Source organism: Rhodobacter sp. NTK016B (genome assembly GCF_017303295.1).
Taxonomy (GTDB): domain Bacteria; phylum Pseudomonadota; class Alphaproteobacteria; order Rhodobacterales; family Rhodobacteraceae; genus Pararhodobacter.
The window spans coordinates 38751-60761 of record NZ_JAFKOK010000012.1 but is presented as its reverse complement, the minus strand read 5'-3'; the positions used below and the strand labels follow the sequence as shown (position 1 = coordinate 60761).

The following is a 22011-nucleotide window of genomic DNA, read 5'->3' as shown; positions in this document are numbered from 1 at the left end:
TCTGCCCGAGACGGTGCTGCACCCCCGGAAGCCAAGCGCATGAACAAGCCCCTCAAACAGCACCTGATCGACCCCGAAATCTGCATCCGCTGCTATACCTGCGAGATGACCTGTCCGGTCGAGGCGATCACCCATGACGACAACAACGTCGTCGTCGATGCCGAGAAATGCGATTTCTGCATGGATTGCATCCCGGTCTGCCCGACCGGCTCGATCGACGAATGGCGCGTGGTCGAAACGCCCTATTCGCTGGACGAACAATTCGAGTGGGACGAGTTGCCCGCGCAGGAAGAAATCGGCGAGGCCTCGGGCGTCGAGGCGCTCGATGACGCGATGGCCGCGCTGCTGGCCGAAGCCCATGCCGGCGCCGGCGGCAAGTCGAAGGCGCCCGCCAGCGCCGCGAAGCCCTCGGTGAACCTGTACAATCTGGGCAAGCCCGCGACCGCGCGGGTGACCGGCAATTACCGCCTGACCTCCGAGGAATCGGGTTCGGACGTGCGCCACATCATCCTCGATTTCGGCGCTCAGCCCTTTCCGGTGCTCGAAGGCCAGTCGATCGGCATCCTCCCGCCCGGCACCGATGCCGACGGCAAGCCGCATTTGCCGCGCCTCTATTCGGTGTCGAGCCCGCGCGACGGCGAACGGCCCAATTACAACAACCTCTCGCTGACCGTGAAGCGCGAGGACAAGGGCCTGTGCTCGAACTATGTCTGCGACCTGAAGATCGGCGACGAGATCAAGGTCACCGGCCCGTTCGGCGCGACCTTCCTGATGCCCGAAGACCCCTCGGCCCGGCTGCTGATGGTCTGCACCGGCACCGGCTCGGCACCGTTCCGTGCGTTCACTATGCGGCGTCAGCGCTCGAAAGCCGCGGGCGCGGGCGACATGACGATGTTCTTCGGGGCCCGCACGCCCGACTCGCTGCCCTATTTCGGCCCCTTGGGCAAAGTGCCCGAGCAGCTTTTGAAAAAGCACCTCGTCTTCAGCCGTCAGCCCGGCGAGCAGAAGGAATATGTGCAGCACCGGATGATGAACGAGCAGGATGCGGTCGCCGACCTGCTGGCCGATCCGAACACGCATATCTACATCTGCGGTCTGCGCGGCATGGAGCAGGGCGTGGAAGAGGCGTTCCGCTCGATCAGCGAAAGCACCGGACAGGCCTGGGAGGCCACCCGCGACGCAATGCGCGACGAGGGCCGCTACCACGTCGAAACCTACTGATGACCTATCAGCACGAGATCCGCGTCGCGTGGGGCGATTGCGACCCCGCGAATATCGTCTACACGGCGCGGATCCCGTGGTTCGCGCTGGATGCGATCAACGGCTGGTGGGAAGACCGTTTCGGCGGCGGCTGGTATCAGATGGAGATGGACCACGGCTTCGGCTCGCCCTTCGTCAACATGAATCTCGACTTCCGCGCACCGATCACGCCGCGCCACCGGCTGATCTGCGATGTCGCACCGACGCGGCTGGGACTGACCTCGATCGACTGGCGGGTGATCGGGCGGCAGGACGGGGCGGTCTGCTTTGAGGGGCGTTTCACCTGCGTCTTCACCGATGCGCGGACCTTTACCAAGGCGCCGCCGCCGGATGCCGTGCGCGCGCTGATCGAAGCCCATCTCGAACCCTCAGCAGAATAGTGCAAAACGCCACTCAGGTGGCCCCGTTGCCTATTGTTTGGGCCAAACGCATCGCCTAGGGTTATGCAATATTGTTCCGTCCGGCGCGATCTGCGCGGCGCAGTCGCGCCAAAGCTGTGCCGGACGCCACTGATACACCCGTTTTCGTCTGGCCAGCCGACCCTATGTCCGAGATCACCAACTTCCGCGGCGAAGCCGTTTCCTCCGATACCGGCAGCCTTGGCGAAGACGCGGCCCGGGCGCTGATCCTGCGCGTGGGGGAACGGGTCCGCAAGGCGCGCGAACTCAAGGGGATTCCGCGCCGCGTGCTGTCGGAATCCTCGGGCGTGTCGCCGCGCTATCTGGCGCTGCTGGAAGCGGGCGAAGGCAATATCTCGATCGGGCTTCTGCAGCGCGTGGCGGATGCGCTGGATCACCGGATCGAATGGCTGGTCGGCGACGAGGACCCGTGGACATCCGAAGCGCTGCAGGTGGCCGATCTCTATCGCCGCGCCCCGAATGACCGGCGCGCGAAGGTGCTCGAAATCCTGTCGCCGCAGCCCGAAGCCACGGCGCGCCGCCACCGCATCGCGCTGATCGGCCTGCGCGGGGCGGGCAAATCAACGCTGGGAATGAAGGTCGGCGAAACGCTGGGCCTGCCCTTTGTCGAGCTGAACCGCGAGATCGAAGATCAGGCGGGCATGCCCGTCAACGAGGTGATGGCCTTCTACGGGCAGGAAGGCTACCGCCGGCTGGAAGCGCAGGCGCTTGGCCGGATCATCGCCACGCACGATTCGATGATCCTTGCCGTGGCCGGTGGCATCGTCTCGGAACCCGAGACCTACAAGACGTTGCTGGGCCATTTCCACACGATCTGGGTCAAGGCGTCCCCGGCCGAGCACATGACGCGCGTGCGCGAACAGGGCGATCTGCGGCCCATGGCCGGCAATCCCGAAGCGATGGACCAGCTCAAGTTCATCCTGACCAGCCGCGAGACGCTCTACGATCAGGCCCGCGCCAAGCTCGACACGTCCGGGCGCAGCGTCGACGACTCCGTGTCCGATCTTCTGGCGCTCATTGACGAGCGCGGCTTCCTGTCTTGAGCCCTGCCGACCATCTCGCCCAGATCCGCGCCCGGCTGTCGCAGGGCGAGGCGATGCCGCTGTCCCGCGCGGCGGTGGCGGGCGGCAGCCCGCAGGCGCTGGGGCTGGCCGTAGCGATGGTCACGGCGGGCGCCGAAGTCGCGCTGATCGAAGCCGATGACTGGGACCTGACCCGCGCCCGCGACGCACTGACACGGGCCGGGCGGCTGGACGGCATCACGCTGACGACCGACAGCGCCACGGCCGAAAGCGCGGAGGTCATCGTCGAAGCCTCGGAAGGGGATATCGGCCTGCGGCTGGCCTTGCTGAGCGAAATGGCCCGCATCGCCCCCGAAGCGCTGCGCGTCAGCCTTGGCCCCGGCGTCAGTCTTGGCGCGTTGAAGGACGGGTTGCGCGGCCCCGTGGCGCTGATCGACACCGACGCCCCGCCGCCCGCCATCGACCTGATCGAAATCGCCAAGGGTTCGGACCCACGCGCGGTGGGTTTCGCCCGTGCGCTGGGGGCGTTGCCGATTGTCGTGCCGCTGTTTCTGGGCGCCAAACTCATCGCCGCGCTGGAAGACGAGGCCGAAGCGCTCGTCTTTCAGGGTTCCACCCCGTGGGAGGTCGACGCCGCCGCCGAAGCCTATGGTTTCGCGCTTGGCCCCTGCGCGGCGCAGGATCTGCGCGGGCTCGACCGCGCCCATGCCCGCCACCGCGTCACCGGCCATGATCTGCCGGTGATCGACCGCATGGTCCCCGAGGGGCGGCTGGGCCGCAAGGGCGGCGTCGGCTGGTATCGGTATCCGGGCGGGGGCGGGCGCGTGATTGACCCGCTGATCGAGGATCTCGCCCGCGAAGAGGCGCATTTCGCAGGACTTGCCCCGCGTGAAATCCCCGAAGCCGAGATCCAACTCCGTCTGGTCAACGCCTTGATCCGCGCGGGCCGCGCGCTGGTGGTCGATCCCGCCGTGGTCGATCTGGTCTCGGTTCTGGCCTGCGGGTTTCCCGCCGCGAAAGGCGGCGTGCTGTTTCATACCGGGCGGGGCTGATCCCCCGTTTGGCCGAGGCTAAGGCGCGGTGACACCGTGTTCAGGGTCCCGCAGGTTACGCAGGAGAGGCGCATGAGGCCCGACGGTCGCGGCGAGCATGACTCGCTCTATTTCACCTATCCGCATTTCGACGCGCCGGGACCGGACGCCCCGCGCGGCGCTTCCGTGCCGGTGGCCATCATCGGCGCCGGGCCGGTGGGCATGGTCGCGGCGCTGGAACTGGCGCGCCACGGGCAGCGCAGCCTGCTGATCGACGCCAAGGACACGTTCAACGACGGCAGCCGCGCGATCTGCATCGCGCGGGCGAGCTATCATATCCTCGACCGGATCGGCGCGCTGGACCCGTTCATGGTTAAGTCCCTGCCCTGGACCACCGGGCGCAGCTTTTTTCAGGGCCGGCAGATCCTTGAATTCACCATGCCCGACGGGCCGGACGATCGCTTTCGCCCGATGTACAACCTGCAACAGCAATATATCGAGCAGTTTCTGTGGGACGCCGTCGCGCGCGCGCCGCTGATCGAAACCCGCTGGCAGACCCGGCTTGAGGGGATCGAGACGCAACCCGATGGCGCGACGCTGACCCTGACCGACCCGCACGGCCCCTATACCCAGCCCGCGCGCTGGGTTCTGGCGGCGGATGGCGCGCGCTCTTCGGTGCGGCGGATGCTGGGGCTGCGACTGAAGGGCGAGAATTACGAGGGCCGCTACGTCATCGCCGATATCCGCATGGCGCATGATTACCCGACGATCCGTCGCGCGCTGTTCGACCCCGCCTGCCGCCCGGGCGGCACCGTGCTGATCCACCGCCAGCCCGACGATATCTGGCGCATCGACTATCAGCTTGACCCGGACGAACCCGCCGACGAAGCGACGCGCGAAGCCACCGTCCGCGCCGCCGTGCAGGGCGTTCTGGACGAGATCGGTGAAACAGCAGAGTGGCAGCTTGAATGGTGGTCGGTCTATTCCGCCAACACGCTGGCCTTGGACGATTACCGTGCGGGGCCGGTCTTCTTCATCGGCGACAGCGCGCATATCGTGCCGATTTTCGGCGTGCGCGGCCTCAATAGCGGGCTGGCGGATGCGCAGAATATCGGCTGGAAACTGGCCTTGTCGCTGCGTGGCGAGGCGGGCGACGCGATCCTCGACAGCTACACGCCCGAGCGGCGCGGCGCCACGCTCGACGTCTTCGCCAATGCCTCGAAAAGCGCGCGTTTCATGACCCCGCCCAGCTTCGGCTGGACGCTGATGCGGGACGCGGCGCTGTCGCTTGCGCTGCGTTACCCTTGGGCGGGCGAGCTGGCCAATCCCCGGCAGATGGCGCCCTATACCTATGCCGACAGCCCGCTGACCGCGTCGGACGGCGCCGAACCGGGCTTGCAAGACGGCCCGCTGCCGGGCGCGATGATATCCGATGCGCGACTTGGCGGCGGCTTCCTGTCGCAGCATCTGGGACCGCTTTTCACGCTTGTCACCTTCGGCGCCGCGCCCGAGATCCAGCATCCCTTGCTGACGATCCTGTCGCTGCCGCCGGGGTCGGCGTGGAACGCGCCAAAGGGCAGCGCGTGGCTCATTCGCCCCGACCTGCATGTCGCGGCCCACTGGACGCGCACCGATGCAGACGCCATCCTTGCGTGGATGACACAGATGCTGGACCGCCCATGAGCCGCGCCGAACCCCTCTACGACGCCCTCGCCCGGACGCTCGATACCGTCGGGGTCGATGCCGCACCGCTTTATCTGGCCAAGCTCGCGCTGGCGCTTGCGCATGAGCTGGGGGATACGGAACGGGCGCTTGATTTAATTCGGGAATGCTCGAAAGATTTGGAGCGCGCAAAATGCTGACCAATGCCGATATGGTCGAGCTGACCGCGTTCCGCCACGCCCTGCACCGCCAGCCCGAAGTCTCGGGGCAAGAAGCCGGGACCGCGGAGCGTGTCGCCGAGGCCCTGCCTGCGCCTGACGATCTGGTGACGAGCTTGGGCGGTCACGGCGTCGCGGCTGTTTATCACGGCGCGCAGCCCGGCCCCACATTGATGATCCGTGCCGAGCTGGATGCGCTGCCGATCGTGGAACTCGGCGCCATGCCGCATGCCAGCGAAAGGCCGGGCGTCGGGCATCTGTGCGGGCATGACGGGCATATGACGATCCTGCTGGGACTGGCGCGCCTGTTGTCGCGCAACCGGCCCGAGCGCGGGCGCGTCGTGCTGATGTTCCAACCCGCCGAGGAAGACGGATCGGGCGCAAAAGCCGTGATGGGCGATCCACGTTTCGAAGCTCTGACCCCCGACTGGTCGCTGAGCTTGCACAACATGCCCGGCATCGCGCTGGGACAGGCGTGGATTGCTCCGGGACCGATGAACTGCGCGTCCGCGGGGCTGAAAATCCGGTTTACGGGCGCCACGGCCCATGCCTCGACCCCCGAAGACGGCAAGGCCCCGACCCCCGCCCTGCCCCGGCTGATCGACGGGCTGCGCGCCATGGGGCCGGGCGGGGCGATGGGCCCGGGGTTCAGGCTGGCGACGATCACGCATCTGCGCATGGGCGAGCCGGCCTTCGGCATCGCGCCCGGCGAGGCCGAGCTTTGGGTGACGTTGCGCGGGCTGGGCGACAGCGATCTTGAGGCGCTGCTGGATCAGGCGCAAAGCCTTGCGCGCGAACAGGCCACGGCGTCGGGTCTGAACGTGGAGTTCGAGATCCACGACCGTTTCAGCGCCTGCACCAACGATGCCGATGCCGCCGCGCTTTTGGCCCGCGCGCTTGAGGCGCAGGGCATCGCGCATGAGACCGGCGACCTGCCGATGCGCGCCTCCGAGGATTTCGGACGCTTCGGATCGGTATCGAAATCGGCGATGCTGCTGCTGGGCGCGGGGCGCGAAGTTCCGGGGCTGCACACCCAGACCTACGATTTCCCCGACACGCTGATCCCCCAGGGCATCGGGATCTTTCACCGCGCGATCAAAGAATTGCTGGGCTGAGCGCCCCGGAACGCTCAACCCGACGGGGCCAGAACCAGCGCTCGGCCGTCGCAGATCAGCGTTCCATCCGCCGCGTGGCAGGTGGTCGCCAGATCGACCAGCCGCTTCTCAGGCCGCAGCCGGGTAATCTGAACCCGCGCGGTCAGCCACGTGTCGAGTGGCGCCGGAGCGTGGAAATGCAGGCTCTGCTTGAGGTAATTGGTGCCGAAACCCGGCAGCTCGACCCCCAGAAGATAGGAAAACAACGCGCCGATCAGCGGCTCAGGCACCGTGTCGGCGGGTTTGGGGTCCGACGGCCCGGCCTGCCCCATCAGCGCGGTGAAATCGGCCACATCCGCAGCGCCGAAGCGCCGGGTGACCTGCGCATGATCGCCCACGATCATGCCAGCACCGCCAGCCCCTGCAGACAGACCGCGCCGTCCGCCTTGCGCGTCGCGCTGACCTGCAGGGATGTCCCCGCCTCGCTGAGTTCCAGAACCAGCGGCTCGTCGGCATAGGCAGGGTTGGGGAACATCAGCTCCTGCATCCGGTGCCGCGCGCCGGGCCGCGCGACAGACACCATCTGCCAAAGCCGGGCATAGATCAGCATGCCATGGCTCACGGGTCTGCCGAACGGCGTGGCGCGGCAGAAACCCGGATCGACATGGATCGGATTCGTATCCCCCGAGACCTTGGCGAAAGCGTCGAATTCGGCCTGTGTCGGCGTCCATTCCGCGCGCATCATGGCAGCAGCTTCCGCAATTCGGTCTTGCGGACCTTGCCCGCGGCGGTGCGGGGAAAATCCTTCAGCGCATGGAACACACGCGGCAGCTTGTAGCCCGCGATCCGTTCGCGCAGCCAGTCCGACAGCGCAGCGGGATCAGGCAACCGGTCGTTGCGGGCGATCAGGAAAGCCGCGCCTACCTCGCCCCAGCGGGTATCGGGGATGCCGATCACCGCCGCGTCCAGAATGTCGGGATGGGTAATCAGCACCTTTTCCACCTCGGCCGGATAGACGTTTTCACCGCCCGAAATGTACATATCCTTGATCCGGTCGATGATGCGGTAATAGCCCTCGGCATCGCGGGTGCCGATATCGCCGGATCTGAGCCAGCCATCCGCGGTGAAGGCCTCGCGCGTTGCCTCGGGGTTGTCGAGATATCCGGGCGTCACCGTCAGCCCGCGCAGCTGGATCTCGCCGGTGCCGGGCTGCCCGTCGGGAATACCGTCGAGCCGGGCCTCGGTCATGAATTGCGGCTTGCCCACCGATCCGACCTTGCGCAACACCGCGTCGCGATCCAGCAAGAACCCGGTCGGCCCTGTCTCGGTCATGCCGAAGCCGTTGCAGATCAGCGCGCCGCGCTCGGCGAAATGACGGATCGTGGCTTCGGGCAAAGCGGCGCCGCCACAGGCCCAGCCGCGCAACGATGCCAGATCGACAGCGCTCAGATCCATCTCCATCAGCGCCTGATAGATCGCCGGAACGCCGAAAAACTGTGTCACCTCGCCCTGCCCTATCAGCGAGACAAGCTCGGGCGCATCGAATTTGCGCAGCACGGTGGTGCAACCGCCCCACAGGAAGATCGGCATGGTGAACAGATTGATGCCACCGGTATGAAACAGCGGCAGATAATTGAGCGTCCGATCATCCGAAGTCAGCCGCATGCATTGCGCGATATTCATCGCGTTGGACACCACCATGCGCGGGGTCTGGATGACCGCCTTGGGCATTCCCGTCGTGCCCGAGGTAAAGAGCACGTACCAAGGCGCTTCTTCATCGACGTCGGCGGGGGCAAGCGCGGGGCCGTCCTTGGGGATCTCAAGCGGCAGGCTTGGAGGGTCCAGCGCCCCGGCCAGCCCGGCAAAGGACGCGTCATGCAGGATCAGCGCGCAGTCGATCCCGGCCACCACCGGCGCCAGTTCCGCCGCGGGCTGGCGCCAGTTGAGCGGCGCAAGGATCAGCCCGGCTTTCTGACAGGCGAACAGCACGACAAAGACTTCGGGGCGGTTAAGGCTGAGAAGGCCGATCCGCGCGCCCGGCGCGACGCGTTCCAGCAATGCCGCGCCCAGACGCGCGGCGGCCCGATCGACCTGCGCAAAGCTCCAGACCCGTCCGGTTTCGTGATCGACAAAAGCCGGGGCATCGGGCGCAAGCTGCGCGCGCCGCGCGGCAAGATCGGGGATGCGGCCCATTCAGCCCTCCCCGTGACCGGGGCGTGCCGGTTGATCCGTTCCGGCCTGCATCACGGCTTAAGCCCGCGTTCCAGCATGTCGAACACATCGTCGACCACTTGATCCAGATCCTTCGTCTTGTCCCAGATGGCGAATCGCTCGCCCAGCGTAATCGCCATTCCCATCAGCGCCCAAGCCCGCGTTTCGACATCGCCTGAGCGGATTTCACCTTCCTGCACGGCGGCGGCGAGGTTCTGGACATAACCCCGCGCAAAGGTCTGGTAGTAATCGCGATAGGCATCGGGGGCGACGAAGCGCGCCTCCATCACGATGTTATAAAGTGCGGGCCGCTGCGCCACGAAAGCGAGAAAGGCGCGCAGGCCCCGGCGCTCGGCGGTCAGGCGGTCGGGGGCGTCGGCGACGGCTTCGGTCAGGAAGCCACGGGTCAGGCGGCCCATCTCGACCACCAGTTCGCGGAAGACTTCGTCCTTGGACTGGAAATAGATATAGAACGTGCCCTGCGCGATGCCCGCCGCCCGCGTGATATCCGCAATCGAGGCCGCCGCGAATCCGACATCGCCGATCACCGTCTCAGCGGCGCGCAGGATCGCCGCGCGGGTATCCTTGCCGCGCCGGGTGCGTGGCTTTTGCGACGGCCCGCGTCGGGGTTCGGGATCGGGCATCGAGACTCCTGAAACATGAATCGCCTGTCATCTTGCGGCTGGCAGGGGGCAAGTCAACCCGGATCGCGTTGCCCGTTTGCGCAGGATCAAGGCAAAGCGCGGCCCGGCTGCGCAAGATCGCGGTGCAAAGCGGGAGGCCGGAATGCTAAAGGGTCTTGTCATTGGGGTGCTTGGGGTGCTGGGTCTGTCGGCGCTTGCGGTCGTCGGATTGACCCTGCGCGACCGGCAGGAGGTCTTGCGCCTGCGCGCCGCGCTTCTCGCCGCACGCGCGCCGGAGCCCGAGCGATACGACCCCGCCATGGTTCAGGATCTGCCCGAGATCGCACAACGCTATTTCGCCCGCGCCATCCGGCCCGGCACGCCGCTTTCGCGCGTGGTCACGCTCAGGATGGAGGGCACGTTTCTTCTGAACGGTCAGCCGCTACCGATGACCGCGCGTCAGATTCTGACGCCCGGCGGCTTCATCTGGGAGGCCGCAATGGGCAGCGGGATCATGCGGATCGCCGGGTCCGACGGGTTGGACGACAGGCAGGATGAGGCGTTGGGTGAGGGGCGAAGCTGGACGCGGTTCGGCATCTGGGGCGTGATCCCGGTTGCCCGCGCCGGGGGCAGCGACGATCACCGCCGCTCGGCCCGCACCCGCGCGCTGCTGGAAAGCGTCTGGACCCCCGCCGCCTTCCTGCCCCGCTTTGGCGCACAATGGGAACAGACCGGCCCGGATTCGGCGCGTGTCAGCCTTGCGGCCTTTGGCGATGTGCCGGCGATGGAGATCACCCTGAACGCGGACGGAACGCTGGAAACCATCACTGCCTTGCGCTGGTCCAATGCCAATCCGCAGCGCGAGTACCGCCTTCAACCCTTTGGCGGGCGTGTTCTGGAAACGCGGGATTTCAACGGCTTCGGCATCCCGTCCAGGGTCGAGATGGGAAACCTCTGGGGAACGCCCGATTATGACGGTTTCTTCCGCGCGACCCTCATCAGGGCCGAGCACGAATAGCAGGCCACAAGCGGCGCTCTCGTGTTATTCTGTGGGGGGCAACGCGGTGGAATCGATGGGCGAAAGCGTTACCGTGCTCGTGGGCACGACGAAGGGTCTCTTTCTGTTGGACAGCGACGGCGAACGCCGGGAATGGTCGATCAGCGGGCCGTTCTGCGACGGCTGGCCGGTCAATCACGCCACCGGCGATCCGGCGACGGGCCGGATCTGGGCCGCTGCTGGCGGGGAGTGGCAAGGCGTCGGCGTGTTCCGGTCGGACGACCACGGTGCAAGCTGGTCGAAAAGCCAGTTGTCCAATGGCAAGATGGACGAATACCTCGCCGCCGACGAGAATTTCCGCAAGATGCTGGGCCGTGGCCCCGCCCCCGATGCGCCATTCAAGGGGCAGATCAATGCCTTGTGGGTCATCACCCGGCTGGGCGACACGCTCTATGCCGGTGCCCGCCCCGCCGCGCTTTTTGCCAGCCATGACGAGGGCGAGACATGGGAACGTGTCGAGGGCCTGTCGAACCACCCCTCGGCCGAGGGATGGGAACCGGGTGGGGCGGGGCTTGTGCTGCATACGATCCTTGGTGACGGCGACAAGCTGATGGTGGCGATCTCGGCCGCCGGGTTTTTCGCCAGCGAGGATCGCGGCAAGACGTGGGAGCGGCGCAACCGGCGCACCAACCAAGCCACCACGCCCAACCCGGTGACCGGCGAATGCGGGCACGAGATCGGGTCTTGCGTCCACAATATCGCGCGCAGCGCCGATGGCGGCACCCTGTATATGCAAAACCATCAGGGCGTGTTCCGCTCGCGCGACGAGGGCCGCTCGTGGGACGAGATATCGGACGGCCTGCCCTCGACCTTCGGTTTCCCGGTCGCCGCGCATCCGGTCGACAGCGATACGCTCTATGTTCTGCCGCTGTCGGAATGGGGCGGGCGCACGCCGCCCGACGGCAAGGCGACCGTCTGGCGCTCGGGCAATGCGGGCGAGGGATGGGAGCCCTTGCGCAACGGGCTGCCCGACAACGCCTTCTTCACGGTGTTGCGGCAGGCGATGGCGACCGATAAGGCGCGGCGGGCCGGGATCTATTTCGGCACCAATTCGGGCAGCGTCTTCGCCTCGACCGACGATGGTGAACACTGGACCGAGATCGCCCGCCACCTGCCCACCGTTCTGGGCGTCGAAGTGATGCACCGGGTCTAGGCTATCGACGCTCGCGCTCGGCCGCGATCGAGCGGGGCTGGCGCGCGGGGGTCAGCAGGATCGCCCCCAGAACCATCGCGCAGGCCACGATCTGCACCGGGCGCAGCGTTTCATCAAACGCAAGCCAGCCGATGGCAAACATCACCGGCAGTTCAACGCTTCCGGCAATCGCCGTGCGGGCGGTGCCGATGACCGGCGAACACGCGGTGTAAAGAAGCTGCGGCACCAGCGCCGTGGCCAGCCCGACCCCCACAACCATAAGCCAGCCCAGACCGTCCGCCGGGACAAGCCCCGAAACAGGCGTGCTGAACAGAAGCGGCAACAGACCCAGCATCGAGCCTGCCGAGACAATACCGATCCGCGCCAGCGCCGGGATGGGTGTCATCCGGTGCACCAGCACCGAAATGCCGAAACCGAAGCCCGCAGGCGCCGCCAGCGACAACAGCAACGCCGGAATATGCTCGACCGCGACCGCGCCGGGCGTGGTGACCAGCGCGGCGGCCAACAGGATCACGCCCGCGCCGATCACCGCGCGCCAGGATGGCCGCTCGCCGAACAATGCCCAGGCGAAGACCAGCGTGAAGGCGGGATAAGTCATGTACAGGACGCCCACGGTCGAGACCGGCGCAACCTCGACCGCGCGGACATAGGCGACCCAGCCCAGGCCGATCGCCACGCCCACGGCCAGCCCCCAGACCAGCACCCGCGCATGATGCCTGTAGCGCCAGACGATCGGCGCCATCACGACGCTGGCCAGCAGGTAGCGGTACATCGCGACCGCGTGCGGCGCCATCCCGGCCTCGGTCAGGCCGCGCGCGAAGAGCGGGACGATGCCGAAGCCGACCGAGGCAAGGATCACGCCGAGCGTGGCGATACCGGTGGACGGGCCGGCAACCGGCTGGATCTGCGAATTTGCGGACATGATCCGCCCATATCATGGAAACGCGGATCTCAACAGCTTAGTGCGGAAATCAGCATTTCGCGTTTTCCAGCCGGATGGGCTGCCCGTGCGGCGTTGCATGGGCGGCGTCCTGCCAACGCGCCGCCAGCAGCGCGATATCGTCGGGCAGGGCAATGTCCCGCTCGCTCAGCATGGTCTCAAGCGCGCGTAACCACGCGGGCCAATAGGGCGTTCCGCGTGCGATCTCGGCGCCCAGCGTCTCTGCCCATGCGGGCCAGCCGAACAGCCCCGCCTCGGACAGGGCCACGGTCAGCCCGAAAAGCTGGGCCTGCCATGGCGCGTCGAACGGCGCGTCGGCATGGATATCCAGAACGGGCTCAGGCGTGCTCAAGATAGCTCTCCCACAGATCGGCGCTGACCGTGCTGCCGGGTTCCGCATCGGTACCCCAAAGGTCCCCGCCTTGGAAAACCACGGTGTAGAGCCTCTGTGGCTGCTCTCCGCCGCCATGCGCGTTGGTGTCGGGAAAGACATGCCCGCCACGATCGGCTTCGATCACCCCCGGACGCCCGGCCAGGTAGGTGGGCAACCGCGTATGCCCTTCGCGCGCCTGCAACCGCGTGACGACCCGGTCACCCGGCGCGAAACGCGGCGCGGCGGTCAGCGAACGGTCGGTCGGCCCGCCCTTGGCCAGCACGGCGGGAACCCGCGCGGGATCGAGCCGTTTGGGATGCGCCGGACCGGGCGCTGCATCGCCGGCGGCAAGGTCGTCTGCATCGATCAGATCGTGGCGCTGCAACAGAACCTCAAGCGCCCGGATCCATATCTCGTAATAGCTCGACTGATAATAGACCGCCGGCGGCAGGCTTTCGCGCGCGTGGCGGCTTTCATCCAGCGTCCAGTGGCCCAGCGCCCCGGCTGCCAGCGTGATCCCCAGCGCGCGCGCTTCCCACGCGGCATGGAAAAGCGGCTCGTTCGCTTCGGGCTGAACCGCACCGAACCCGTCGCGCCCGCCCAGATCCTGCGGGCCGTTCATGCCGGAACCTTCGGCAGCCCGGTGCCGATCATGCTTTCGCGCGTCACCAGCCGGGCCAACGCCTCGGGCGTCAGGCCCCCGGTACCCTCGGGCCGCATCGGCACCACCAGATAGCGCAGCTCGGCGGTCGAATCCCAGACGCGGATGCGCGTCGCTTCGGGAAGACGGGTTCCAAACTCGGCCAGCACCGCACGCGGATGCGACACGATGCGCGCACGATAGGCGGGGGATTTGTACCAGACCGGCGGCAGGCCCAGCAGCGTCCACGGATAGCACGAACACAGCGTGCAAACGACGGCATTGTGCTGCTCAGGCGTGTTGAAGACTGCCTGCAGATGCTCGCCCTGACGTCCGGCGAACCCCATTTCGGCCACCGCCGCCGTCGCATCGCGCGCCAGCCAGTCGGCGAAATCGGCATCCGTCCATGCGCGCGCGACCACCGCAGCCCCGTTCTGCGGGCCGACCTTGCTTGCGTAGGTCTCGACGATCGCATCGACGGCGGCCGGGTCGATCAGCCCTTTCCGGGTCAGGATCGTCTCAAGCGCCCGCACACGGGCTTCCATCGGATCGAGATGATTGTCATGATCATGCGGCATTGGCGCCTCCTGCCCCCAGAAAACACCAGCGCGCCCTGCCCTGCAATGCCGTTGAAGCCTGCCGGTCCGCGCCCGGCCCCGCCAAACCCCGAAGGACCGGCCGCCCGTGTCAGATCTGTTCCAGTTCCCCGAGAAGCTGGCCAACGCGCCCAATGTCACCGCCGCCTGCGCCGAATTGGTGACGCATATGGAGCCCTTCGGCTTCTCGGTCTACGCCATCGGCGCCGTGCCCCATCCCTCGGCCCCCTATCCGGCGGATTTCCTTGTCACCAACTGGCCGCAACGCTGGCAGAAAGCCTATTTCGAGCGACAATTCGGCGAACGTGACCCGACGCTGCGCGCCATCTCAAGCCTTGGCCGCGCCTTCACCATCGGCGACCTGCGCGCCGGGCGCGTAGGCTTCCAGCTTTCACCCGATGAACGGGAGGTGATCGATTTCGCTGCCGAGCTCGGCCTGCCGCACGGGCTGATTGTGCCGATCTACCGCGCGCAGGGCTATACGGGCATCGCCTGCCTTGTCGGCACCGGCCCTGACCCCGATCCCGAAACCCGCACAAGGCTGCAATTCCTTGCCGAACACACGCATGACAGGCTGCGCGAATTGTCTGCCTCGGGCCGGATTGCGCCCGAGATCCGGCTCAGCAACCGCGAGATCGAGATCCTCACCTATGCGCGGCAGGGCCTGACCGATGCCAAGATCGCCGAGGCTGCCGAGATCAGCATTCGCACCGTGCGGTTTCATTTCGAGAATGCACGCCGCAAGCTTGCCGCCCGATCGCGGGCCGAGGCCATCGCCATCGCCGTCGCGCGCCACCTTCTTCCGGCCTGACCTGTGACTAGTTACAGTTGTACGCGATCACCGGGTCGTTACCCTGAGCGTATTCAATGACTTTTGCCTTAGTCTGACGGGGCGGCACCTGGTGCCGCCCCTTATTCATACAGGACGTCGCTCAGGCCGCCACCAACCCGTCGGGCCGCTTGGGGCGGCTGCGCAGCAGGATCGTGATCATGATGGCGATATTCAGCAGGTTCCACGCGATGCCGTTGATGAAGGCAAGCTGGTAGGATCCGCTCACGTCATAGATCCAGCCCGACATCCAGCCGCCCAGCGCCATGCCCACGATCGTCGCCATGATCACGAAACCGACCCGCGCCCCGGCTTCACGCGCAGGCATGTATTCGCGCACGATGATCGCATACGCTGGCACGATCCCGCCCTGACTGAGGCCGAAGATCAGGCTCACCACGTAAAGCGAGGCCAGCCCGTCAAAGGGCAGGTACAAAATGAGCCCGATCATCTGCCCGACAGAACCGATCAGCAGCGTCGGAATCCCACCCAGCCGGTCGGTTATGAAGCCCGAAACAAGCCGCGACCCGATACCGCCCAGCAGCATCACGCTCAGCATCTCGGCGCCCACCGCCGGCCCGTAGCCCAGATCGACGCAGAAGGCGACGATATGGACCTGCGGCATCGACATCGCCACGCAGCAGCCGATCCCGGCCACGCCAAGGATCAGCATCAGGGCGCGCGGCGACCACGGCACCCGGCGCGGGACCAGCCCGGTCGCCTGTGCGGCGGCGGTCAGGCTGTCGGCGGGAACCGCACGGCGCAGCCATTGCGCACCGGGAATGACCAGCACCGGCACCACAACCGCCAGCACCAGACAGACGCCGCGCCAGCCCTGCGTTTCCAGCACCCCGCTCAACGCCCAGGGCCACAGCGCACCGGCAAGGTAATTCCCGCTCGCCGCGATCGCCACGGCGATCCCCCGCCGCCGCCGGAACCACAGCGACACGTCGGCCAGCAGCGGCCCGAAGAACACCGCCGTACCCAGCCCGATCAGCAATTGCGCCAGCGACAACAGCGTCATCGTCGGGCTGAGCGCGGCCAGCACATAGCCCAGCGACGACATCACCGCCGCGCCCGACAGGGCCCGGCTGACCCCGAACCGGTCCAGCGCGCGCCCCCAGACAAGGTTGCCGACGGCGAACCCGGCCATCGTCATCGCATAGGGGATCGACGCCGCGCCGCGTCCGCCACCGAATTCGGCCTGCACCGAGGGCAACAGGGCGATGATCGACCACATGCCGACATTGCCCACCGTGGCGATGGCCAGCGTCACGGCAAGGCGGGTCCATGAATAGCGCGAATCGAGTATCTGGATCATCCGGGCAGCCTAGTTGGCGCGCCCGGGCCCGACCACTGCCAATTTCACGCGTTAAGCTCCGTCCAGCAGCGCGGGAAGCGCCGAGAGATCGCGCAGCATATGGTCGGGCGTGCCGAACAGGCGGTCCATGGGCGCCCCGTCGCGATTGACCCAGACCGTCGTGAAGCCGTAAGCCGCACCCGCGCAGGCGTCCCAACCATTCGAACTGACGAAGAGCACCGCCTCGGGCGCCAGCCCCAGCGCCTCGCCCACAAGGTCGTAAACCCGCGCATGCGGCTTGAAGACGCCGACGCTTTCGACCGATAGCAGGCACTCGAACACGCCCTGCAGACCGGCGGACCTGACCGCGCCGTCCAGCATCCCGGGCGAGCCGTTCGACAGGATACCCAGCCGCATTCCCCGCGCGCCCAGCGTCTGCAGCATCGCGGGCACTTCGGGAAAGGCGGCAAGCTCCCAATAAAGCGACAGAAGCCGTTCGCGCAGACCCGCATCGTCCAGCCCCGCCGCCGCCAGCGCCCAGTCGAGCCCGTCCTGCGTCACCTGCCAGAAATCGCAATGATGCCCCGCCACCGCGCGCAGCCAACTGTATTCAAGCTGCTTGCGCCGCCAGTCCGCCGCGATCTGCGGCCATGACGCGGCCCAGCCTTCGGCCCCCGCCTCGCCCGCCGCGATCCGCGCCGCCGCGCCCACGTCAAAGAGCGTGCCATAGGCATCAAAGATGCAAGCCTCGATCCGCGCCATGCCCCCCTCCCATCTTTAATCCGGAAAATATCCTCGGGGGGTGAATTTGCCGCAAGGCAAAGAGGGGGGCAGACAGCCCCCTCCCCCGTTTCGTCAATCCGCCGACTGGACCATGCGGCCCAACATCCGCCCCGCAAGGATATGCACATGCAGGTGCGGCACCTCCTGCACGCCGTCCTCGCCCGCATTCGAAATCGCCCGGTAGCCCGCGCCGCCTTCGCCCGGCTGGACGCCCAGCTCGGCGCAGACCTTGCCGATCAGCGTGACGAAATCCGCCTTTTCGGCATCCGACGCTTCCAGACCGAAATGATCGAAAGTCACGTAAGGCCCCTTGGGTATCACCAGCACATGCTGCGGCGCCTGCGGGCGGATGTCCTGGAAGGCCAGCGAATGCTCGGTTTCCATCACCTTGTTGCAGGGGATCTCCCCGCGCAGGATCTTGGCGAAGATGTTTTCGGTATCATAGGCATAAGCCACGGCGGTTACTCCGGTCTCATTTCATCGGCGGGGACCCGGGACAGAAATTCCCGGGCAAGACGGGCGCCCAGATCGGGCAGAAGACGGGGTCGGCGTACCAGACATCGGTGGCGCCGATGGCATGCTCGACCGCGACCCATTGGCGGCCCGAGCGTCGGTAGAGAACCTGCAGGGTCGAGCCGTCCATGTATTGCGGATCGATCTCGCCCCGCCGGTAGCCCGGGGTCGACAGCATGTCGATGGGCGCACCCCCGGGGCGCTGGGCGACCAGCGCGGCGAAGGCCACATCGCCCTCGACCCGCAGGTCGTGCACCACGAATTCGACCGGCGCCCCCAGCACCCGTTCGGCCAGCGGCCGGGCCGCATCCATCAGGTCAGCCCTGAGCGCCGAGCCGCGCGGCGGCTCGGTCCACGCGCCCGCCGCCGGGGCGGCAAGCGCCAGTGCCACCGCCAGCGCGAGGGCGCGCTTACGCATCGTCGGGCGACCAGCCCGAGACGGCCTTGACCTCGAGAAAGTCCTCGATGCCCCAGACGCCGCCTTCGCGCCCGCGTCCCGAGGCTTTCATGCCGCCAAAGGGCGAGCCGCGCCCGCGCGACTTGCCGTTCATCTCGACCATGCCCGAGCGCAGACGGCGCGCCACGCGGTTGCGCTTGGCGCCGTCTTGCGTCTGCACGTAGTTGGTCAGGCCATAGGGCGTGTCGTTGGCGATCCGCAGCGCATCGGCTTCGTCCTCGAACGGGATGATCGACAGGACCGGGCCGAAGATCTCCTCGCGCGCGATGGTCATGTCGTTGTTGACGTCGGCAAAGACCGTGGGGCGCACGAAATACCCGCGATTGACGCCGTCCGGACGACCCAGACCGCCCGCGACCAGCTTCGCGCCTTCGTCGATGCCCTTCTGGATCAGGCCCTGAATCTTGTCGAACTGCGCCTGGCTCACCGCCGGGCCGATATGGTTGCCCGCTTCATGCGCGGAACCGACCTTGGTCTTTTCGGCGGTGGCGGCAGCGATCTCGACCGCCTGATCGTAGATCGAGCGCTCGACCAGCATCCGGGTGGGCGCGTTGCACGACTGTCCGGTATTGTTGAAGCAATGCCGCGCGCCGCGCACCACGGCCTTTTCGTCGGCATCGGCGAAAATGATGTTCGCGCCCTTGCCGCCCAGTTCCAGATGAATGTGCTTGAGCGTCTCGGCCGCGTTCTTCGAGATGGCGATACCCGCGCGGGTCGAGCCGGTGAAGCTGACCATATCGACATCGGTATGGCCCGACAGGTCCGTGCCCACGCCCGGCCCGTCACCGTTCACAAGGTTGAACACCCCCGCCGGTACGCCCGCTTCATCGAGGATCTCGGCGAACAGCATCGACGAAAGCGGCGCGATTTCCGAGGGTTTCAGCACCATGGTGCAGCCCGCCAGCAGCGCCGGGATCACCTTGAGCGTGACCTGATTCATCGGCCAGTTCCACGGCGTGATCAGCGCGCAGACGCCGACCGCTTCCTTGATGATCCGGTCTTCGGGCGCCTTTTCGCTCAGCGGCGCTTCGAATTCGATCTGGTCGAAGGCGCGCAGGAAGTTCTGGATATGCCACGTCCCCGATCCCGACTGGCTGGTTTTGGCCATGTCGATGGGCGCGCCCATTTCAAGGCTGATCGCCTCGCCCATCTCATCGTTGCGGCGGGTGTAGACCTCGAGGATCTTCTCGACCAGCGCCTTGCGTTCGGCGGGCGGGGTTTCCATGAAGCCCGGCAGCGCCGCGCGCGCGGCGGCGACCGCCGCGTCGCTGTCCGCCGTGCCGCCCAGCGAAATGACCGCGCAGGCTTCTTCGGTCGAAGGATCGATGACCTCAAGATCGCGCCCGTCGACCGGGTCGACCCATTGTCCGTTGATGTAGAATTTGCGTTTGTCGAGCATCGCTGCCTCTCTCGGAATTTTGCGCGTAGAGTGTCACCCGCTTCTGACGAGGGCAAGGGCGGGTGGCCATCAGACAGGGCCCGAAACGGCAACCTGACGCGCTGTCAGAAGTCGCTCCAGATCCCGACGCGCAGCGCTTCGACGTCGCCGCCGGGCGGGATCACGGCCTCGGCCACGACGGTCAGTGAACCGAAGGTCACGCCCAGCGCCGGTCTGAGCCGGGTAAAGCCGCCCCAGCGGTTTTCATAATGCGTGATCGCGGCGATCCCCATGAACCGTCCCGTGCGCCAGCCGGTTTGCAGCGTGAGATCCGCGTCGCGCTCGGGCCCGAGAAAGCCCTCGCCCGCCAGCAGCCGCACGCCGCCCCGGACCCAGACATTGCCGCCCCCCACATCCCAGCCGCGCCCCAGATCGATGCCGATCACTGCGCGCGTGGTGATGTAGTATTCTGGCGTATAGCGTAGCCCGCCGGTCAGGCCCCATGCCACGCCCCACGGCAGGTCGGGCGGATGCCAGCGGGCGAACAGATCCAGCCGTTCCAGCCGCGAGGACAGCTCGAACCCGCCCCCAAGGGTCAGCCGCGGGCGAAACCCGTATTCGACATATTGCTCGGTCCGAACCGGGCGCAGCCCGAAATCCGGGACCAGTGTCGATGTGGTCGACAAAAACAGCCCGCCGCGCGGCTGCGGCCAAGGCCCGGCCTGAAGCGCGCCGGTCGGCACCAGCAGCAACAGGAACGCAACACAGAAAACGCGGAACTGACAACGCGACATGAGTCCACTTCGCGCTATCCGTGTTAATGAATGGTAAACGCACGCAGGGTCTTGCCGGGCTTCAGAGCCGCATCGACTTTTCCGTTGACCCGGCGCTTCGGCTACGCAACGGAATATCCCGGAGCAAAGAAATGCCGCTTCAGGCCTTTCATTACCCGAAAACAGGCCCTATCTGCCCATTAAGCATTCAGAAACGGGAATAAACCATGAGCCTTCGCATCAACGATATCGCCCCCGACTTCACTGCCGAGACGACTCAGGGGACGCTGAACTGGCACGATTACATCGGCGACAGCTACACGATCCTGTTCAGCCACCCCAAGGACTTCACCCCCGTCTGCACCACCGAATTCTCGGCCGCTGCCAACCTGTCGGGTGAATTCGCCAAGCGGAATGCCAAGCTTGCCGGGATCTCGATCGACGGCGTCGAGGACCACAAGAAGTGGATGGATGACGTGAAGACCTATGGCGGTGCCGCGCCGGACTTCCCGATCATCGCCGATGGCGACCTGAAGATCGCCAAGCTCTATGACATGCTGCCCGCCGAGGCCTATCTGCCCGACGGTCGCACGCCCAACGACACCGCCACCGTGCGCACCACCTTCATCATCGGCCCGGACAAGAAAATCCGCCTGATGCTGATCTATCCTATGTCGGTGGGCCGGAACTTCGACGAGATCCTGCGTGCGCTCGACGCCATCCGTCAGACCGACGCCCAGCCCTTCGCGACCCCCGCGAACTGGCAGCCCGGTGACGACGTGATCGTCGCGCTGTCGGTGTCGACCGATGACGCCAAGGCGAAATACGGTCAGCTGGACATCCCGCTGCCCTATCTTCGCAAGGCCAAAGCGCCGTCGTAACCCCCGGGTTCCGATGCGTGACAAGGCCCGTGCCCCCGTGGTGCGGGCCTTTTGCATGCCGCACCGCGTCGGGACAGGCGACTTTGTTGCCGACTTGTCGCGCGCTTGTGTAGCCGTGTGAGGAATTTGGGTGCTGGAGAACGCCGCGCAAGACGCTATCTAGGGCGCATGAAACGCCGCACTCTTCTTGCCTCCATGGGCGCTGCCGCCCTCGCCGCGCTGCCTCCGACCCTCGGGGTGGCGCAGAATGCGCCGATCTCGCTGGATGAGATTTCGCGCTATTTCAACAGCTTCCGGACCGCGCAGGCCGATTTCACGCAGGTGAACCCGGATGGCTCGATTTCGACCGGGCGGCTGATGATCCATCGCCCCGGTCGCGTGCGCTTCGAATATGACGCGCCCGACCGCTCGCTGGTGCTGGCCGCCGGCGGCTCGGTCAATATCTTCGATGCGCGCTCGAATACCGAGCCGTCGAGCTATCCGCTGAGCCGCACGCCGCTGAACCTGATCCTCGACGATACCGTCAACCTGTCGCGCGAGCGCATGGTGGTCGAGCACTATGCCGACGGCCCGACGACGGTCGTGCTGGCTCAGGACCCCCAGCATCCCGAATACGGCTCGATCCGGCTTGTGTTCAGCGCCGATCCGACTGAGCTGCGGCAATGGGTGGTGACCGACGATACCGGACGCGAAACCACGGTCATTCTGGGAACCCTGCGCACCGGGGTGTCGCTGGGTTCCATGCTGTTCAGCATCGATCTGGAAATGCAGCGCCGGGGCCTGCGCAGCAACCGCTGA

The 22011-nt window shown here is 66.6% G+C and carries 26 protein-coding genes; 12 read left to right on the top strand and 14 right to left on the bottom strand.

Annotated elements, in window-relative coordinates; genetic code table 11:
* The first annotated feature begins 39 nt into the window (after nucleotides 1-39).
* The 7 genes from boxA (at nucleotide 40) to JI664_RS16155 (ending at nucleotide 6727) form a co-directional block, all read left to right on the top strand.
* Nucleotides 40-1221, top strand: coding sequence for a benzoyl-CoA 2,3-epoxidase subunit BoxA (gene boxA, locus JI664_RS16185; protein WP_207014805.1), 1182 nt, complete (start codon nucleotides 40-42; stop codon nucleotides 1219-1221).
* Complete coding sequence (locus JI664_RS16180; protein WP_207014804.1) at nucleotides 1221-1640, top strand: acyl-CoA thioesterase; 420 nt, start codon at nucleotides 1221-1223, stop codon at nucleotides 1638-1640. Before boxA ends, JI664_RS16180 begins: the two co-directional genes overlap by 1 nt.
* 164 nt (nucleotides 1641-1804) lie before the next feature.
* Nucleotides 1805-2722: a helix-turn-helix transcriptional regulator gene (locus tag JI664_RS16175; RefSeq protein ID WP_207014803.1), complete on the top strand. Its 918-nt coding sequence runs from the start codon at nucleotides 1805-1807 to the stop codon at nucleotides 2720-2722.
* Nucleotides 2719-3753, top strand: coding sequence for a 3-hydroxyacyl-CoA dehydrogenase family protein (locus tag JI664_RS16170; protein ID WP_207014802.1), 1035 nt, complete (start codon nucleotides 2719-2721; stop codon nucleotides 3751-3753). Before JI664_RS16175 ends, JI664_RS16170 begins: the two co-directional genes overlap by 4 nt.
* A gap of 72 nt (nucleotides 3754-3825) precedes the next feature.
* Nucleotides 3826-5415 carry an FAD-dependent monooxygenase gene (locus tag JI664_RS16165; RefSeq protein WP_207014801.1) on the top strand — a complete coding sequence of 530 codons (1590 nt, stop codon included), beginning with the start codon at nucleotides 3826-3828 and terminating at the stop codon, nucleotides 5413-5415.
* Nucleotides 5412-5594 carry a hypothetical protein gene (locus JI664_RS16160; RefSeq protein WP_207014800.1) on the top strand — a complete coding sequence of 61 codons (183 nt, stop codon included), beginning with the start codon at nucleotides 5412-5414 and terminating at the stop codon, nucleotides 5592-5594. The genes JI664_RS16165 and JI664_RS16160 overlap by 4 nt, the downstream gene beginning before the upstream one ends.
* Complete coding sequence (locus JI664_RS16155) at nucleotides 5588-6727, top strand: amidohydrolase (RefSeq protein WP_207014799.1); 1140 nt, start codon at nucleotides 5588-5590, stop codon at nucleotides 6725-6727. Before JI664_RS16160 ends, JI664_RS16155 begins: the two co-directional genes overlap by 7 nt.
* Before the next feature lie 14 nt (nucleotides 6728-6741).
* Here the strand turns inward: JI664_RS16155 and JI664_RS16150 are convergent, their stop codons facing one another.
* The 4 genes from JI664_RS16150 to JI664_RS16135 are packed head-to-tail and all read right to left on the bottom strand — an operon-like array spanning nucleotide 6742 to nucleotide 9561.
* A complete protein-coding gene (locus JI664_RS16150) occupies nucleotides 6742-7110 on the bottom strand; it encodes a phosphate acetyltransferase (protein ID WP_207014798.1) in 369 nt (122 codons plus the stop codon).
* Nucleotides 7107-7451: a MaoC family dehydratase gene (locus tag JI664_RS16145; RefSeq protein ID WP_286174136.1), complete on the bottom strand. Its 345-nt coding sequence runs from the start codon at nucleotides 7449-7451 to the stop codon at nucleotides 7107-7109. Before JI664_RS16145 ends, JI664_RS16150 begins: the two co-directional genes overlap by 4 nt.
* Nucleotides 7448-8899: a class I adenylate-forming enzyme family protein gene (locus JI664_RS16140; protein ID WP_207014797.1), complete on the bottom strand. Its 1452-nt coding sequence runs from the start codon at nucleotides 8897-8899 to the stop codon at nucleotides 7448-7450. The genes JI664_RS16145 and JI664_RS16140 overlap by 4 nt, the downstream gene beginning before the upstream one ends.
* Nucleotides 8900-8949: 50 nt before the next feature.
* Nucleotides 8950-9561, bottom strand: coding sequence for a TetR/AcrR family transcriptional regulator (locus JI664_RS16135; RefSeq protein WP_207014796.1), 612 nt, complete (start codon nucleotides 9559-9561; stop codon nucleotides 8950-8952).
* A 142-nt stretch (nucleotides 9562-9703) separates the two neighbouring features.
* Between JI664_RS16135 and JI664_RS16130 the strand changes: the two genes are divergently transcribed.
* Both JI664_RS16130 and JI664_RS16125 read left to right on the top strand, forming a co-directional pair.
* The gene (locus JI664_RS16130) at nucleotides 9704-10558 is read left to right on the top strand and encodes a DUF6544 family protein (RefSeq protein WP_207014795.1); all 855 of its coding nucleotides are present in this window, start codon (nucleotides 9704-9706) and stop codon (nucleotides 10556-10558) included.
* A 55-nt stretch (nucleotides 10559-10613) separates the two neighbouring features.
* On the top strand, nucleotides 10614-11750 hold the full coding sequence (locus JI664_RS16125; protein ID WP_207014794.1) for a WD40/YVTN/BNR-like repeat-containing protein: 1137 nt from the start codon (nucleotides 10614-10616) through the stop codon (nucleotides 11748-11750).
* Nucleotide 11751: 1 nt separating this feature from the next.
* Here JI664_RS16125 and JI664_RS16120 read toward each other — a convergent pair whose 3' ends face one another.
* Genes JI664_RS16120 through nthA form a run of 4 tightly spaced genes read right to left on the bottom strand, consistent with a single transcriptional unit; the run spans nucleotide 11752 to nucleotide 14281 of the window.
* Nucleotides 11752-12672, bottom strand: coding sequence for a DMT family transporter (locus tag JI664_RS16120; protein ID WP_207014793.1), 921 nt, complete (start codon nucleotides 12670-12672; stop codon nucleotides 11752-11754).
* A gap of 49 nt (nucleotides 12673-12721) precedes the next feature.
* Nucleotides 12722-13042 carry a nitrile hydratase accessory protein gene (locus tag JI664_RS16115; RefSeq protein ID WP_286174135.1) on the bottom strand — a complete coding sequence of 107 codons (321 nt, stop codon included), beginning with the start codon at nucleotides 13040-13042 and terminating at the stop codon, nucleotides 12722-12724.
* The gene (nthB, locus tag JI664_RS16110) at nucleotides 13029-13685 is read right to left on the bottom strand and encodes a nitrile hydratase subunit beta (protein ID WP_207014791.1); all 657 of its coding nucleotides are present in this window, start codon (nucleotides 13683-13685) and stop codon (nucleotides 13029-13031) included. Before nthB ends, JI664_RS16115 begins: the two co-directional genes overlap by 14 nt.
* Nucleotides 13682-14281 (bottom strand): nitrile hydratase subunit alpha, encoded by a 600-nt coding sequence (nthA, locus tag JI664_RS16105; RefSeq protein WP_207014790.1) that lies wholly within the window; start codon nucleotides 14279-14281, stop codon nucleotides 13682-13684. The genes nthB and nthA overlap by 4 nt, the downstream gene beginning before the upstream one ends.
* A 106-nt stretch (nucleotides 14282-14387) precedes the next feature.
* Here nthA and JI664_RS16100 point away from each other — a divergent pair, with 106 nt between their 5' ends.
* On the top strand, nucleotides 14388-15110 hold the full coding sequence (locus JI664_RS16100; RefSeq protein WP_207014789.1) for a helix-turn-helix transcriptional regulator: 723 nt from the start codon (nucleotides 14388-14390) through the stop codon (nucleotides 15108-15110).
* Between the two features lie 121 nt (nucleotides 15111-15231).
* On the opposite strand, the gene JI664_RS16095 is transcribed toward JI664_RS16100, so the two are convergent.
* From JI664_RS16095 to JI664_RS16070, 6 genes are all read right to left on the bottom strand, one after another.
* Nucleotides 15232-16449 carry an MFS transporter gene (locus tag JI664_RS16095; protein WP_207014788.1) on the bottom strand — a complete coding sequence of 406 codons (1218 nt, stop codon included), beginning with the start codon at nucleotides 16447-16449 and terminating at the stop codon, nucleotides 15232-15234.
* Between the two features lie 51 nt (nucleotides 16450-16500).
* On the bottom strand, nucleotides 16501-17190 hold the full coding sequence (locus JI664_RS16090) for a haloacid dehalogenase type II (protein ID WP_207014787.1): 690 nt from the start codon (nucleotides 17188-17190) through the stop codon (nucleotides 16501-16503).
* A 93-nt stretch (nucleotides 17191-17283) separates the two neighbouring features.
* Complete coding sequence (locus JI664_RS16085; protein WP_207014786.1) at nucleotides 17284-17667, bottom strand: HIT domain-containing protein; 384 nt, start codon at nucleotides 17665-17667, stop codon at nucleotides 17284-17286.
* A 16-nt stretch (nucleotides 17668-17683) separates the two neighbouring features.
* Nucleotides 17684-18142, bottom strand: coding sequence for a hypothetical protein (locus JI664_RS16080; RefSeq protein ID WP_207014785.1), 459 nt, complete (start codon nucleotides 18140-18142; stop codon nucleotides 17684-17686).
* On the bottom strand, nucleotides 18135-19580 hold the full coding sequence (locus tag JI664_RS16075) for an aldehyde dehydrogenase family protein (protein WP_207014784.1): 1446 nt from the start codon (nucleotides 19578-19580) through the stop codon (nucleotides 18135-18137). Before JI664_RS16075 ends, JI664_RS16080 begins: the two co-directional genes overlap by 8 nt.
* Before the next feature lie 104 nt (nucleotides 19581-19684).
* Nucleotides 19685-20353 carry a hypothetical protein gene (locus tag JI664_RS16070; protein WP_207014783.1) on the bottom strand — a complete coding sequence of 223 codons (669 nt, stop codon included), beginning with the start codon at nucleotides 20351-20353 and terminating at the stop codon, nucleotides 19685-19687.
* A gap of 206 nt (nucleotides 20354-20559) precedes the next feature.
* Between JI664_RS16070 and JI664_RS16065 the strand changes: the two genes are divergently transcribed.
* Together JI664_RS16065 and JI664_RS16060 are read left to right on the top strand one after the other, a co-directional pair.
* Complete coding sequence (locus JI664_RS16065) at nucleotides 20560-21213, top strand: peroxiredoxin (protein ID WP_207014782.1); 654 nt, start codon at nucleotides 20560-20562, stop codon at nucleotides 21211-21213.
* A gap of 168 nt (nucleotides 21214-21381) precedes the next feature.
* Entirely contained in the window at nucleotides 21382-22011 is a 630-nt protein-coding gene (locus JI664_RS16060; RefSeq protein WP_207014781.1) for a LolA family protein, read from the top strand.

Excerpts from the sequence above, each read along its gene's own strand:
- boxA (WP_207014805.1), top strand. The coding sequence starts at position 40 with ATGAACAAGCCCCTCAAACAGCACCTGATCGACCCCGAAATCTGCATC.
- JI664_RS16180 (WP_207014804.1), top strand. The coding sequence starts at position 1,221 with ATGACCTATCAGCACGAGATCCGCGTCGCGTGGGGCGATTGCGACCCC.
- JI664_RS16175 (WP_207014803.1), top strand. The coding sequence starts at position 1,805 with ATGTCCGAGATCACCAACTTCCGCGGCGAAGCCGTTTCCTCCGATACC.
- JI664_RS16165 (WP_207014801.1), top strand. The coding sequence starts at position 3,826 with ATGAGGCCCGACGGTCGCGGCGAGCATGACTCGCTCTATTTCACCTAT.
- JI664_RS16160 (WP_207014800.1), top strand. The coding sequence starts at position 5,412 with ATGAGCCGCGCCGAACCCCTCTACGACGCCCTCGCCCGGACGCTCGAT.
- JI664_RS16155 (WP_207014799.1), top strand. The coding sequence starts at position 5,588 with ATGCTGACCAATGCCGATATGGTCGAGCTGACCGCGTTCCGCCACGCC.
- JI664_RS16150 (WP_207014798.1), bottom strand. The coding sequence starts at position 7,110 with ATGATCGTGGGCGATCATGCGCAGGTCACCCGGCGCTTCGGCGCTGCG.
- JI664_RS16145 (WP_286174136.1), bottom strand. The coding sequence starts at position 7,451 with ATGATGCGCGCGGAATGGACGCCGACACAGGCCGAATTCGACGCTTTC.
- JI664_RS16140 (WP_207014797.1), bottom strand. The coding sequence starts at position 8,899 with ATGGGCCGCATCCCCGATCTTGCCGCGCGGCGCGCGCAGCTTGCGCCC.
- JI664_RS16135 (WP_207014796.1), bottom strand. The coding sequence starts at position 9,561 with ATGCCCGATCCCGAACCCCGACGCGGGCCGTCGCAAAAGCCACGCACC.
- JI664_RS16130 (WP_207014795.1), top strand. The coding sequence starts at position 9,704 with ATGCTAAAGGGTCTTGTCATTGGGGTGCTTGGGGTGCTGGGTCTGTCG.
- JI664_RS16125 (WP_207014794.1), top strand. The coding sequence starts at position 10,614 with ATGGGCGAAAGCGTTACCGTGCTCGTGGGCACGACGAAGGGTCTCTTT.
- JI664_RS16120 (WP_207014793.1), bottom strand. The coding sequence starts at position 12,672 with ATGTCCGCAAATTCGCAGATCCAGCCGGTTGCCGGCCCGTCCACCGGT.
- nthB (WP_207014791.1), bottom strand. The coding sequence starts at position 13,685 with ATGAACGGCCCGCAGGATCTGGGCGGGCGCGACGGGTTCGGTGCGGTT.
- nthA (WP_207014790.1), bottom strand. The coding sequence starts at position 14,281 with ATGCCGCATGATCATGACAATCATCTCGATCCGATGGAAGCCCGTGTG.
- JI664_RS16095 (WP_207014788.1), bottom strand. The coding sequence starts at position 16,449 with ATGATCCAGATACTCGATTCGCGCTATTCATGGACCCGCCTTGCCGTG.
- JI664_RS16090 (WP_207014787.1), bottom strand. The coding sequence starts at position 17,190 with ATGGCGCGGATCGAGGCTTGCATCTTTGATGCCTATGGCACGCTCTTT.
- JI664_RS16080 (WP_207014785.1), bottom strand. The coding sequence starts at position 18,142 with ATGCGTAAGCGCGCCCTCGCGCTGGCGGTGGCACTGGCGCTTGCCGCC.
- JI664_RS16075 (WP_207014784.1), bottom strand. The coding sequence starts at position 19,580 with ATGCTCGACAAACGCAAATTCTACATCAACGGACAATGGGTCGACCCG.
- JI664_RS16070 (WP_207014783.1), bottom strand. The coding sequence starts at position 20,353 with ATGTCGCGTTGTCAGTTCCGCGTTTTCTGTGTTGCGTTCCTGTTGCTG.
- JI664_RS16065 (WP_207014782.1), top strand. The coding sequence starts at position 20,560 with ATGAGCCTTCGCATCAACGATATCGCCCCCGACTTCACTGCCGAGACG.
- JI664_RS16060 (WP_207014781.1), top strand. The coding sequence starts at position 21,382 with ATGAAACGCCGCACTCTTCTTGCCTCCATGGGCGCTGCCGCCCTCGCC.